Origin of the sequence: Bacteroides sp. 2_2_4, from assembly GCF_000157055.1 — a bacterium.
Taxonomy (GTDB): Bacteria; Bacteroidota; Bacteroidia; order Bacteroidales; family Bacteroidaceae; genus Bacteroides; species Bacteroides ovatus.
Window position 1 is genome coordinate 80423 of sequence record NZ_EQ973356.1, and the last position, 14116, is coordinate 94538.

General features: G+C 44.5%; 9 protein-coding genes. All 9 read left to right on the forward strand.

Translation table 11 applies throughout. The features are described 5' to 3' along the window. Positions 1-40 precede the first annotated feature (40 nt). Positions 41-1969: an arabinan endo-1,5-alpha-L-arabinosidase gene (locus BSCG_RS23790; RefSeq protein WP_032849312.1), complete on the forward strand. Its 1929-nt coding sequence runs from the start codon at positions 41-43 to the stop codon at positions 1967-1969. A 170-nt stretch (positions 1970-2139) separates the two neighbouring features. After that, a complete protein-coding gene (locus BSCG_RS23785) occupies positions 2140-3279 on the forward strand; it encodes an aldose epimerase family protein (RefSeq protein ID WP_008774877.1) in 1140 nt (379 codons plus the stop codon). Positions 3280-3304: 25 nt separating this feature from the next. Continuing rightward, positions 3305-4999: a sodium:solute symporter gene (locus BSCG_RS23780; protein ID WP_004314122.1), complete on the forward strand. Its 1695-nt coding sequence runs from the start codon at positions 3305-3307 to the stop codon at positions 4997-4999. 133 nt (positions 5000-5132) lie between these two features. After that, on the forward strand, positions 5133-5849 hold the full coding sequence (locus BSCG_RS23775; protein WP_008770909.1) for an NUDIX hydrolase: 717 nt from the start codon (positions 5133-5135) through the stop codon (positions 5847-5849). Positions 5850-5854: 5 nt separating this feature from the next. Beyond that, on the forward strand, positions 5855-6538 hold the full coding sequence (locus tag BSCG_RS23770) for an L-ribulose-5-phosphate 4-epimerase (protein ID WP_008774878.1): 684 nt from the start codon (positions 5855-5857) through the stop codon (positions 6536-6538). 41 nt (positions 6539-6579) lie between these two features. Beyond that, positions 6580-8109 carry an L-arabinose isomerase gene (araA, locus tag BSCG_RS23765; RefSeq protein ID WP_008774879.1) on the forward strand — a complete coding sequence of 510 codons (1530 nt, stop codon included), beginning with the start codon at positions 6580-6582 and terminating at the stop codon, positions 8107-8109. A gap of 106 nt (positions 8110-8215) precedes the next feature. Beyond that, positions 8216-9811 (forward strand): xylulokinase, encoded by a 1596-nt coding sequence (locus BSCG_RS23760; protein ID WP_008774880.1) that lies wholly within the window; start codon positions 8216-8218, stop codon positions 9809-9811. Between the two features lie 141 nt (positions 9812-9952). Beyond that, positions 9953-12355, forward strand: a complete 2403-nt coding sequence (locus tag BSCG_RS23755) for a glycoside hydrolase family 127 protein (protein ID WP_008774881.1) — start codon at positions 9953-9955, stop codon at positions 12353-12355. Between the two features lie 120 nt (positions 12356-12475). Beyond that, complete coding sequence (locus BSCG_RS23750) at positions 12476-14020, forward strand: alpha-N-arabinofuranosidase (RefSeq protein WP_008644038.1); 1545 nt, start codon at positions 12476-12478, stop codon at positions 14018-14020. Positions 14021-14116 lie beyond the last annotated feature (96 nt).

Consider the following 14116-nt stretch of genomic DNA (forward strand, 5'->3'; position numbering starts at 1 on the left):
AGAGAGGTTCACAATTAAATCATTTTATCATCCATATCAAATGAAAAAAATAACATTATTCTTCATGTCCCTGCTGACTGTCCTTGCTTTTGCAGCTTGCTCCGACGGGTTGGACAATATCGAATACGATAGAAACAGCGGTATAACCATAGCCACTGCCCAAGTCACTGCAACCACAGGTACCTCGCTGACTGTCACTGCATCGGCCACCGGCAATATCGACCAGATAGTCAAGAAAGGCTTTTGCTACAGCGTCAATGCTCAGAATCCAACCATCAAAGATAACATAGTGGAGGCCGACGAGAATTTCAGTGCCACGATTTCCGGCTTGACGGGCAATACCTCTTACTATATCCGTGCTTATGTCTACGGTAACAGCCGTTATACCTACTCGGATGCGTTCACTGCAACCACAGAAAGCCAAAGCCTTGACGAACAGCTCAAAAACTACGTGGCACCCGCCTATGAGGACAACTACGTGGACATAGCCGCCTGGAACCAACGCAGTAGATGGAACTTGGCTAACGTTCATGATCCCACAGTGATGAAAGCTGATGACGGATACTATTATATGTATCAGACAGATGCTTCTTACGGAAATGCACACAGTGGAAACGGACATTTTCATGCAAGACGTTCCAAAGATCTGGTAAATTGGGAATATCTGGGAGCTACAATGACCGAAACCCCTCCCACATGGATTAAAGAGAAGCTGAACGCCTATCGTGCGGAAATGGGACTGGAACCTATCGATAGCCCTTCTTATGGTTATTGGGCACCGGTTGCCCGTAAAGTTGCCACTGGCAAATATCGTATGTACTACTCCATCGTGATTACTAACTATATCAAAACGGGGAAACCGGAAATAGAAAACAATGGAAACTTTGACGGTTCATGGACTGAACGTGCTTTTATCGGACTGATGGAGACTTCCGACCCGGCAAGCAATATCTGGGAAGACAAGGGTTTTGTTGTCTGCTCTGCCAGCGATAAAGGCAAAACGGACTATGGACGCGTAAGCACCGGTGACTGGAACGGTTATTTTAAGATCAATGCTATCGACCCAACCTATATTATTACTGAGGACGGAGAACATTGGATGATCTACGGCTCATGGCACAGTAGCATTGCTGCCCTGCAACTGAATCCCGAAGACGGTAAGCCGCTCCACGCCCTAGGCAATCCGTGGGACATCACAGGTGAAAACAACTCCGGTTATGGCAAAATTATCGCTACCCGCGGCAATAGCCGTTGGCAAGCTTCGGAAGGTCCGGAAGTGATTTACCGCAATGGTTATTATTACCTGTTCCTCGCTTATGGTACACTAGCGGTAGAATATAACACCCGTGTCTGCCGCTCTACCAACATCGACGGCCCGTATGTTGATATGGACGGTAACTCAGCTATGGGAAGCGGAGAACTCTATCCGATACTGACAGCACCTTACAAATTCAACAACAGCTACGGATGGGTAGGTATCTCCCACTGCGGTGTTTTCGAGGATGGAGAGGGCAACTGGTTTTATACTTCACAGGGACGCTTCCCGGAGAATGTCGGAGGGAATGAATATTCCAACGCTATGATGATGGGACACGTTCGCAGTATCCGCTGGGATGCCAACGGCTGGCCTTTGGTGATGCCGGAAAGATATGGAGCTGTGCCGCAAGTGCCTATCACGGAAGAGGAAATTGCCGGTAACTGGGAACATCTGTCTCTGACTTCCTCCACTGGTACTCAAAGAACATCTGAAACTCTGACTTTTGATGCCGGTACGCATAAGATTACTTCCGGCAGTTGGAAGGATGCATCGTGGACATTCGATGCAGTTTCACAGACGATTACGACTAGTGCCGGAGTAGTGCTTTATCTACAAAGAGAAGTGGATTGGGAAGCTAGTCCCAGAACTCATACTATCGTTTACGCTGCACAAGGAAATAAAAAGACTTATTGGGGAAAGAAAGTTCAATAAACGCCCATTGATATGCTTATTAAAACTGCTTCTTGAATCTTGATATTCAGAAGCAGTTTTTTCTCTTTTATGCTGCATAACATACAAGAGTGTATTTGATACACCAAACAAAAGTGTTACTTTTACACCCAAAATAAGATAAATATCTCATTTACATTAAAAATAAAACCATGAAAAAACATTTTCTACTTGCAGGATTTGCCGCGCTGATGCTGGTTGCGTGCAATAACAAGCCGGCTTCCGAGCTGACCTTGTCCGGTCTTGATCCGGTAAAATTTCAAACAGAAGTGAACAATGCCAAAACAGCTCTTTACACCTTAAAGAACAAGGCAGGCATGGAAGTATGCATCACTAACTTCGGAGGACGTATCGTGTCTGTCATGGTACCCGACAAGAACGGTAAGATGCAAGATGTAGTTTTAGGTTTTGACAGCATTGCTGACTATATTAATGTACCTAGCGACTTCGGTGCTTCTATCGGACGCTATGCAAACCGTATCAACCAAGGACGTTTCGCATTGGACGGCGACACGATCCAACTGCCGCAAAACAATTTCGGCCACTGCCTGCACGGAGGTCCGAAAGGTTGGCAATACAAAGTTTATGAAGCTAATCTGATTGATCCGACAACGCTGGAACTGACACTTGTCTCACCGGACGGAGACGAAAACTTCCCGGGTAATGTGACAGCTAAAGTGACTTACAAACTGACTGAAGACAACGCTATCGACATCAAATATAGCGCAACTACCGATAAAAAGACGATCATCAATATGACCAACCACTCTTACTTCAATCTGGCTGGCGATCCGTCAAAAGCTTCAACCGACAATATATTGTATGTGAACGCAGACTATTATACTCCGGTAGACAGTACCTTTATGACCACAGGCGAAATCGCTCCGGTGAAAGACACTCCGATGGACTTCACCACTCCGAAAGCTATAGGCAAAGAGATCGACAACTACGATTTCGTTCAACTGAAGAACGGAAAAGGATATGACCACAACTGGGTACTCAACACAAAGGGAGATCTTTCGCAAGTTGCTGCAAAACTTACCTCACCTGAAAGCGGTATTACTCTGGAAGTATATACCAACGAACCGGGTGTACAGGTTTACACAGGAAACTTCCTCGACGGAACCGTAACCGGAAAGAAAGGCATCGTTTACAACCAACGTGCTTCTGTGTGTCTGGAGACACAACATTATCCTGACAGTCCTAACAAGGCAGACTGGCCTTCTGTTGTACTGGAACCGGGACAAACTTATAATAGTGAATGTATTTTCAAATTCTCTGTAGAGAAATAATATTAACTCATAAATCATATTTATTGTGGAAGCATTAGATTGGCTAGTAATCGGAGTCTTTTTTCTGGCTCTGATCGGTATTATTGTTTGGGTAGTCAGACAAAAACAAAATGACTCGGCAGATTATTTCTTGGGCGGACGCGACGCAACATGGCTTGCGATCGGTGCCTCTATTTTCGCATCCAACATCGGTTCGGAACACTTGATCGGACTGGCAGGAGCCGGTGCATCCAGTGGTATGGCTATGGCACACTGGGAAATTCAGGGATGGATGATCTTGATTCTGGGATGGGTGTTTGTACCCTTCTACACACGAAGCATGGTATATACAATGCCGGAATTTCTGGAACGCCGCTATAATCCTCAATCACGTACCATCCTGTCGGTCATCTCTTTGGTAAGTTATGTGTTAACCAAAGTAGCTGTGACTGTATATGCCGGTGGTCTTGTATTCCAACAAGTATTCGGTATCAAAGAGCTTTGGGGAATTGATTTCTTCTGGATTGCAGCTATCGGTCTGGTAGTGTTAACTGCACTTTATACGATCTTCGGTGGTATGAAATCAGTTCTTTACACTTCTGTTCTTCAAACCCCTATCCTACTGCTAGGATCATTAATAATTCTGGTACTCGGCTTCAAAGAATTAGGTGGATGGGACGAAATGATGAGAGTCTGTGGGGCTGTTACCGTAAATGATTACGGTGATACAATGACTAACCTGATCCGTAGCAATGATGATGCAAACTTCCCTTGGTTGGGCGCTTTGATCGGTTCGGCTATTATCGGTTTCTGGTACTGGTGTACCGACCAGTTCATCGTTCAACGTGTACTTTCAGGTAAAAATGAAATGGAAGCTCGTCGTGGTACTATTTTCGGTGCTTATCTGAAATTGTTGCCTGTATTCCTTTTCTTGATTCCTGGTATGATCGCATTTGCATTACATCAAAAATATATCGGTGCCGGTGGCGAAGGTTTCTTGCCGATGCTGGCCAACGGAACAGCAAATGCTGATGCCGCTTTCCCGACATTAGTAGCCAAATTACTTCCTGCCGGTGTGAAAGGTTTGGTAGTATGTGGTATTCTTGCCGCCTTGATGAGTTCTCTTGCATCTCTGTTTAACTCGTCAGCCATGCTGTTTACTATCGACTTCTACAAACGTTTCAGACCGGAAACTCCGGAGAAGAAACTGGTAGGTATCGGTCAGGTTGCAACGGTTGTAATCGTTATTTTAGGTATTCTCTGGATTCCTATCATGCGTAGTGTAGGCGATGTACTTTATACTTATTTGCAGGACGTTCAATCCGTACTGGCACCAGGTATCGCTGCGGCTTTCTTACTGGGTATCTGTTGGAAACGTACTTCCGCCCAGGGTGGTATGTGGGGATTGATTGCTGGTATGGTAATCGGTTTAACTCGCCTCGGTGCAAAAGTATATTATAGCAATGCAGGTGAAGTAGCAGATTCTACATTCAAATATTTGTTCTATGATATGAATTGGTTATTCTTCTGTGGATGGATGTTCTTGTTCTGCATTATTGTAGTAATCGTAGTCAGCCTGGCAACCAAAGCTCCGACTGCAGAAAAGATTCAGGGACTGGTATTCGGTACGGCTACCAAAGAACAAAAAGCTGCTACACGTGCTAGCTGGAATCACTGGGATATTATTCATACTGTAATTATCCTGGCTATTACAGGTGCTTTCTACTGGTATTTCTGGTAAAAAATAAGCCCTTCCTTCAATCTTCTCTTTGGGAAAGGTTGAAGGAAGCTAAAAATAGTCTTGCCAACGGAAAGACTGGTTTATTATAACTAAAATCACAATCTAAATGGATAAAGATAATTCACAAGAGTCAATGATAAGCTCAAACTCCCTCTCTTTTGGAAAGAACCGGGGGGAGGCTTATTATAGCTCGAATCCCACCTTTTATGTCGGCATCGACTGTATCATCTTTGGTTTCAACGAAGGGGAAATCAGCTTGCTATTGTTGAAGAGAAACTTCGAGCCGGCAATGGGTGAATGGTCACTGATGGGAGGATTTGTGCAAAACAATGAAAGTGTGGATGATGCCGCCAAACGTGTATTGCATGAGCTTACCGGACTGGAAAACGTTTACATGGAACAGGTAGGAACTTTCGGAGCAATCGACCGCGATCCGGGTGAACGGGTTATCTCCGTGGCTTACTATGCATTGATTAACATCAATGAGTATGACCGGAAACTGGTTCAGAAGCACAATGCCTACTGGGTGAATATGAACGAACTTCCCCCGCTTATCTTCGACCATCCTGAAATGGTAGAAAAAGCACGGGAACTGATGAAACAGAAAGCATCCGTAGAACCTATCGGATTCAATCTGCTTCCGAAACTCTTTACATTATCCCAATTACAAAGTTTATATGAGGCCATTTACGGTGAAACAATGGATAAACGGAACTTCCGTAAAAGAGTGGCTGAAATGGATTATATAGAAAAGACTGATAAAATTGATAAACTGGGTTCCAAACGGGGCGCTGCCTTGTATAAGTTCAACGGCAAGGCTTACCGCAAAGACCCGAAATTTAAAATATAATCATTATGCTGGAAGAACTAAAAGAAAAAGTATTTCATGCCAATCTTGAATTGGTAAAGCATGGATTAGTCATCTTTACCTGGGGCAATGTCTCTGCTATCGACCGTGAAAGCGGACTGGTAGTAATCAAACCCAGTGGTGTAAGTTATGATGATATGAAAGCCGAAGATATGGTAGTAGTGGATCTGGATGGCAAGGTCGTTGAAGGACGACTGAAGCCATCCTCGGATACTCCTACTCACGTAGTACTTTACAAAGCATTTCCGGAGATTGGCGGAGTGGTACACACCCACTCTACTTATGCAACTGCCTGGGCACAGGCGGGATGCGACATTCCGAACATCGGAACGACTCACGCGGATTATTTCCATGACGCTATTCCCTGCACGGCAGATATGACGGAAGCGGAAGTGAAAGGCGCTTACGAACAGGAAACCGGTAATGTGATAGTGAAACGTTTTGAAGGATTGAATCCTGTACATACACCGGGAGTATTGGTGAAGAATCACGGTCCTTTCTCTTGGGGAAAAGATGCGCACGATGCTGTACACAACGCCGTGGTAATGGAACAGGTAGCCAAAATGGCAAGTATCGCTTATGCGGTAAACCCGAATTTAACAATGAACCCATTGCTGGTAGAAAAACATTTCAGCCGCAAGCATGGTCCGAATGCTTATTATGGACAATAACAATTAAAAAAACAGATATTAAAAATTAAAGCAATAACATTATGAATAACGTATTTGATCAATATGAAGTATGGTTCGTAACAGGAGCACAGCTTCTGTACGGAGGTGACGCAGTAATCGCAGTAGACGCACATTCTAATGAAATGGTAAACGGACTGAATGAATCCGGTAAACTCCCTGTCAAGGTGGTATACAAAGGTACTGCCAACTCTTCTAAAGAAGTGGAAACTATTTTCAAAGCAGCCAATAACGACGAAAAATGTATCGGTGTAATCACTTGGATGCATACTTTCTCTCCTGCTAAGATGTGGATTCATGGTCTGCAACAGTTGAAGAAACCATTGTTGCACCTGCACACACAGTTCAACAAGGAAATTCCTTGGGATACAATGGACATGGACTTCATGAACCTGAACCAGTCAGCTCACGGTGACCGCGAATTCGGACATATCTGTACCCGTATGCGTATCCGCCGTAAAGTAGTGGTAGGTTACTGGAAAGAGGAAGACACTTTGCACAAGATCGCTGTCTGGATGCGTGTTTGTGCCGGTTGGGCAGATTCACAGGATATGCTGATTATCCGTTTCGGCGACCAGATGAACAATGTAGCTGTAACCGACGGTGATAAAGTGGAAGCTGAACAACGTATGGGTTACCACGTAGATTATTGTCCGGTAAGCGAATTGATGGAATACCACAAAGAAATCAAGAATGAAGATGTAGATGCATTGGTAGCTACTTATTTCAAAGAATACGATCACGATGCTTCTTTGGAAGACAAATCGACTGAAGCTTATCAGAAAGTATGGAATGCCGCTAAAGCAGAACTTGCCATGCGTGCTATCCTGAAAGCTAAAGGCGCTAAAGGATTTACGACCAACTTCGACGATTTGGGCGACATCGAATACAATGGTTTCGATCAGATCCCGGGTCTTGCTTCACAACGTCTGATGGCGGAAGGTTACGGATTCGGTGCTGAAGGTGACTGGAAATCGGCTGCTCTTTACCGTACAGTATGGGTAATGAATCAGGGACTTCCCAGAGGTTGTTCATTCCTGGAAGACTACACACTGAACTTCGACGGTGCCAACAGCTCTATCCTGCAGTCACACATGTTGGAAATCTGCCCGCTTATCGCAGCCAACAAACCGCGCCTGGAAGTACACTTCCTCGGTATAGGTATCCGCAAGAGCCAGACAGCAAGATTGGTATTTACTTCAAAGACAGGCGCAGGATGCACTGCTACAGTAGTAGATATGGGTAACCGCTTCCGTCTGATTGTGAACGATGTGGAATGTATCGAACCGAAACCGCTGCCTAAGTTGCCGGTTGCTTCTGCTCTTTGGATTCCGATGCCTAACCTCGAAGTGGGTGCAGGTGCATGGATCCTGGCTGGTGGAACTCACCACTCTTGCTTCTCTTACGACCTGACAGCAGAATATTGGGAAGATTATGCTGAAATCGCAGGTATCGAAATGGTACATATCAACAAGGATACTACGATCAGCTGCTTCAAGAAAGAACTGCGCATGAACGAAGTATATTACATGTTGAATAAAGCGCTTTGCTAAAAAGCCGATCTCTCAAGTTTCGCAAGAGCTTAATCCAATTATTAAGCACCTGCGAAACTTGATTTTTTCTATCATTATCGTTATACCTTAAAATATTGATTTCAACATGAAATTAGATGCAAAATCAACCATCGAAGCAGGCAAAGCCATTCTTGGTATAGAACTAGGGTCAACACGAATTAAAGCTGTGTTGATTGACCAGGAAAACAAGCCGATTGCCCAAGGTAGCCACACTTGGGAAAACCAGTTAGTTGACGGACTTTGGACTTATAATATTGAAGCTATCTGGTCGGGACTGCAAGATTGCTATGCTGACCTTCGCGCTAACGTAAAGAACTTATATGGCATAGAGATTGAGACGCTGGCTGCTATCGGTGTCAGCGCCATGATGCATGGTTATATGCCGTTCAACAAAAAAGAAGAAATCCTCGTGCCTTTCCGCACTTGGAGAAATACGAATACAGGTCGGGCAGCAGCAGTTTTATCAGAACTGTTTGTCTACAACATTCCGCTGCGATGGAGCATTTCTCATTTGTACCAAGCTATCCTGGACAATGAAGCGCATGTGAATGACATTGATTTCCTGACTACTCTGGCAGGTTATGTGCATTGGCAGATAACTGGCGAAAAGGTATTGGGTATCGGTGACGCATCGGGTATGCTCCCTATCGATCCGACAACCCACAACTATTCGGCTGAAATGGTGGCTAAATTCGATAAACTGATTGCTCCGAAAGAATATAGCTGGAAACTGGAAGATATTCTGCCTAAAGTATTGTCGGCAGGTGAAAATGCTGGTGTCCTCACTCCGGAAGGAAGTAAAAAGCTCGATGCATCGGGTCATTTGAAGGCAGGAATACCGGTTTGTCCGCCGGAAGGAGATGCAGGTACCGGAATGGTGGCAACCAATGCAGTCAAACAACGCACCGGAAATGTATCGGCAGGTACTTCTTCATTCTCTATGATTGTATTGGAGAAAGATTTGTCGAAGCCATACGAAATGATTGACATGGTGACCACTCCTGACGGAAGTCTGGTAGCTATGGTGCATTGCAACAACTGTACTTCTGATCTCAACGCATGGGTCAACCTGTTCAAGGAATATCAGGAGCTTCTGGGCATACCTGTAAATATGGATGAAATCTATAGCAAACTTTACAATATTGCGCTCACCGGTGATACCGATTGCGGAGGTTTGCTTTCATACAATTATATTTCAGGTGAACCTGTAACTGGATTTGCTGATGGAAGACCTTTGGTTGTACGTTCGGCAAATGACAAGTTCAACCTGGCAAACTTTATGCGGACTCACTTGTATGCTTCAGTAGGAGTGCTCAAGATTGGTAACGATATCCTGTTCAACGAAGAAAAAATCAAAGTGGACAGAATTACTGGTCACGGAGGATTATTCAGAACCAAAGGAGTAGGTCAAAGAATACTTGCTGCAGCTATCAACTCGCCTATTTCTGTGATGGAAACAGCCGGCGAAGGTGGTGCCTGGGGTATTGCCCTGTTAGGTTCTTACCTCGTGAACAATGAAAAGAAACAATCTCTTGCCGATTTTCTGGATGAAAGCGTATTTGTCGGTGACGCGGGTATCGAGGTATCACCTACACCCGAAGATGTAGCCGGCTTCAATGCATACATCGAAAACTACAAGGCAGGATTGCCTATCGAAGAGGCAGCAGTCAAATTTAAATAATTGACAGTCGGCAATCCATTGTTGTTCATCAGAAATTGCCGATAAATCGCTGTTTATCAAGAGCCAATTCTAACTAAGTATTAACATTAATTATCTCCACCCCTCTCCTCTTTTGGAGAGGGAGATGGGGAGACTATTATCATGAAAACCACCTCGTTCATACTTGCACTTGTCCTGTCCACCTCACTGGTCAAAGCTCAAAACGCTCCACAGGTGTCTTACTTCCCTTTACAAAATGTGAAACTATTGGATAGTCCGTTTCTGCAAGCTCAACAGACTGATCTACATTACATACTTGCATTAGACCCCGACCGTCTGCTCGCTCCTTTTCTCCGCGAAGCAGGGTTACAGCCTAAAGCCCCCAGCTACACCAATTGGGAAAATACCGGATTGGACGGACATATCGGCGGACATTATTTATCCGCACTTTCCATGATGTATGCCGCCACCGGAGATACCGCAGTCTATAGTCGCCTCAACTACATGCTGAATGAGTTGAATCGGGCACAGCAAACTGTCGGCACAGGATTTATCGGAGGAACTCCGGGAAGCCTTCAACTTTGGAAAGATATAAAAGCAGGGAAGATCCGCGCCGGAGGTTTCGACCTTAACGGCAAATGGGTACCTCTATACAATATACATAAGACTTACGCCGGATTGCGGGATGCTTATCTCTATGCAGGAAGCGACCTTGCACGCCAAATGCTTATCGCTTTTACAGACTGGATGATTGACATTACTTCCGGCTTGAGTGACGAACAAATGCAGGACATGCTTCGCAGTGAGCATGGCGGATTAAACGAGACTTTCGCTGATGTGGCCGAAATCACAGGCGACAAGAAGTATTTGGAACTGGCTCGCCGTTTCTCTCACAAGCTGATTCTCGACCCGCTTATTAAAGATGAAGATAAGTTGACGGGAATGCACGCCAACACACAGATTCCGAAAGTGATCGGCTACAAGCGAATAGCCGAACTGTCACAAGACGACAAGAATTGGAATCATGCTGCAGAATGGGATCACGCCGCCCGTTTTTTCTGGAACACGGTAGTCAATCACCGTTCCGTCTGCATCGGAGGAAATAGCGTTCGCGAACATTTCCACCCATCTGACAATTTTACGTCCATGCTGAACGACGTTCAAGGACCGGAGACCTGTAATACTTACAACATGCTCCGCCTTACTAAAATGCTTTATCAGAATTCTCACAATCCCAACAATACGCAGGAACCTGATCCCAACTACGTAAACTATTACGAGCGTGCACTTTACAATCATATCCTAGCGTCGCAGGAACCGGATAAAGGGGGATTTGTCTACTTCACTCCCATGCGCCCGGGACACTATCGTGTGTACTCACAACCGGAAACATCGATGTGGTGCTGTGTAGGTTCAGGTTTGGAGAATCATACAAAATACGGTGAATTTATCTATGCACATCAGAAAGATACACTCTATGTCAATCTCTTCATCCCTTCACAACTAACTTGGAAAGAACAAGGCATAACCTTGACGCAGGAAACCCGTTTTCCCGATGACGGCAAGGTAACTTTGCGAATAGATGAAGCGCATAAGAAAAAACGTACTTTAATGATACGTATCCCGGAATGGGCTAACCAATCCAAAGGTTACAGCGTCAGCATCAATGGAAAAAGAAAAATATTCGTTATGGGAAAAGGAAATCAGTACCTTCCTCTTTCCCGGAAATGGAAGAAAGGAGATGTCGTTACTTTCAACTTGCCGATGAAAGTCACCATGGAACAGATTCCCGACAAGAAAGATTATTATGCTTTCTTATACGGTCCTATCGTTCTTGCAGCTTCCACAGGCACTGAACATCTTGATGGTTTATATGCCGATGACAGTCGTGGCGGACATATCGCCTATGGCAAACAAATTCCTTTGCAAGAAGTTCCGATGCTGATAGGGAATCCAGATTCAATCTGCAAGTCTCTTCTGAAAGAACAGAATAGCCGGATTACTTTCAGCTATAACGGGAAGGTTTATCCTGCACAAGGCAAAGCATTGGAACTCGTTCCATTCTTCCGCCTGCATAATTCCCGTTATGCCGTTTATTTCCGGCAGGCAAGCGAAGAGCAGTTTAAAGCGATTCAGGAAGAGATGGCAACGGCTGAACGAAAAGCAACGGAATTGGCTAATCAAACCATTGACCTTATCTTCCCTGGCGAACAGCAGCCGGAGTCTGACCATGGCATCCAGTATGAACAGGCAGAAACAGGGACGAATAAAGACCGGCATTTCCGACGTGCCAAAGGTTGGTTCGGCTATCAATTGAAGGTAAAAGAGGAAGCAAGCCGCCTCCTGATTACGGTACGGAAAGATGACCGCAATAAAGTGGCTATTCTTTTGAATAACGAAAAGTTGGCTGTTCATCCGACTATCAGTGAAGCGGATAAAGACGGTTTCATTACTCTTTCATACGTTCTGCCTCAAAAACTGAATACGGGTAGTTGTCCGATACGTTTTATCCCTGACGGGACGGAATGGACCTCTGCCGTTTATGAAGTTCGTTTACTAAAATAGAAGTCACCACAGATTACACGGATTAACACAGATTATTTATTGATAGTAGTCAGAATAAAATCAATCTGTGATAATCTGCGTAATCTGTGGTAAAAAATAATCATTAAACAAATACCATTTATGAAAGCAAAACTATTAGTCAGCACGGCTTTTCTGGCAGCATCCGTATCTCTTTCTGCACAAAAGAGTGCTACCATAACCGTACATGCCGATCAAGGCAAAGAAATCATACCGAAGGAAATTTACGGCCAGTTTGCCGAACACCTGGGTTCATGTATCTACGGCGGTCTTTGGGTAGGCGAAAACTCGGATATTCCTAATATCAAGGGATACCGCACAGATGTATTCAATGCACTGAAAGACTTGTCCGTTCCCGTCCTTCGCTGGCCGGGCGGATGCTTTGCCGATGAATACCACTGGATGGACGGCATTGGTCCGAAAGAGAACCGTCCGAAGATGGTGAACAACAACTGGGGCGGAACCATTGAAGATAACAGTTTCGGAACACACGAGTTTTTGAATCTTTGCGAAATGCTGGGTTGCGAACCATACGTGAGTGGAAATGTAGGTAGCGGTACAGTAGAAGAGCTTGCTAAATGGGTGGAATATATGACTTCTGACGGAGACTCGCCTATGGCTAACCTTCGCCGTAAGAATGGTCGCGACAAAGCATGGAAATTGAAATATCTCGGCGTAGGAAATGAAAGCTGGGGGTGCGGTGGCAGCATGCGTCCGGAATATTACGCAGACTTATATCGTCGTTATTCTACTTATTGCCGCAATTATGACGGCAACCGTCTGTTCAAGATTGCCAGTGGCGCAAGTGACTATGATTACAAATGGACAGATGTATTGATGAATCGTGTAGGACACCGAATGGACGGTCTTTCTCTGCACTATTATACCGTAACCGGATGGAGTGGTAGCAAAGGATCAGCCACTCAATTCAACAAGGATGATTATTACTGGACGATGGGCAAATGTCTGGAAGTGGAAGATGTACTCAAGAAACATTGTACCATCATGGACAAATATGACAAGGACAAGAAAATCGCTCTCTTACTGGACGAATGGGGAACCTGGTGGGATGAGGAACCCGGAACCATCAAAGGACATCTGTATCAGCAAAACACGTTGCGTGATGCTTTCGTGGCTTCTTTAAGTCTTGATGTATTCCACAAATATACAGACCGCTTGAAGATGGCAAATATCGCACAGATTGTCAATGTACTTCAATCCATGATTCTGACGAAAGACAAAGAAATGGTGCTCACTCCTACTTATTATGTCTTCAAGATGTATAAAGTACATCAGGATGCCACTTATCTTCCCATCGACCTGACTTGCGAAAAGATAAGTGTACGTGATAACCGCACTGTACCGATGGTGAGCGCCACAGCTTCCAAAAATAAAGATGGGGTGATCCATATTTCTCTTTCCAATGTAGATGCTGATGAAGCGCAGGAAATCACCATCAATCTGGGTGATACGAAAGCCAAGAAAGCTGTCGGAGAGATTCTGACCGCTTCCAAACTGACCGATTACAATTCTTTTGAAAAACCTAATATTGTAAAACCGGCACCTTTCAAAGAGGTAAAAATCAATAAAGGTACAATGAAGGTAAAACTTCCTGCTAAGTCCATTGTTACTTTAGAGTTACAGTAATTTTAGAGCAATTACTTATTGTATCACAAACAAGAAGACCGTAAAATTGTCGATAAAAAAGATAGCTCTTTTGGATTGTTAAATCCACATAAAGAG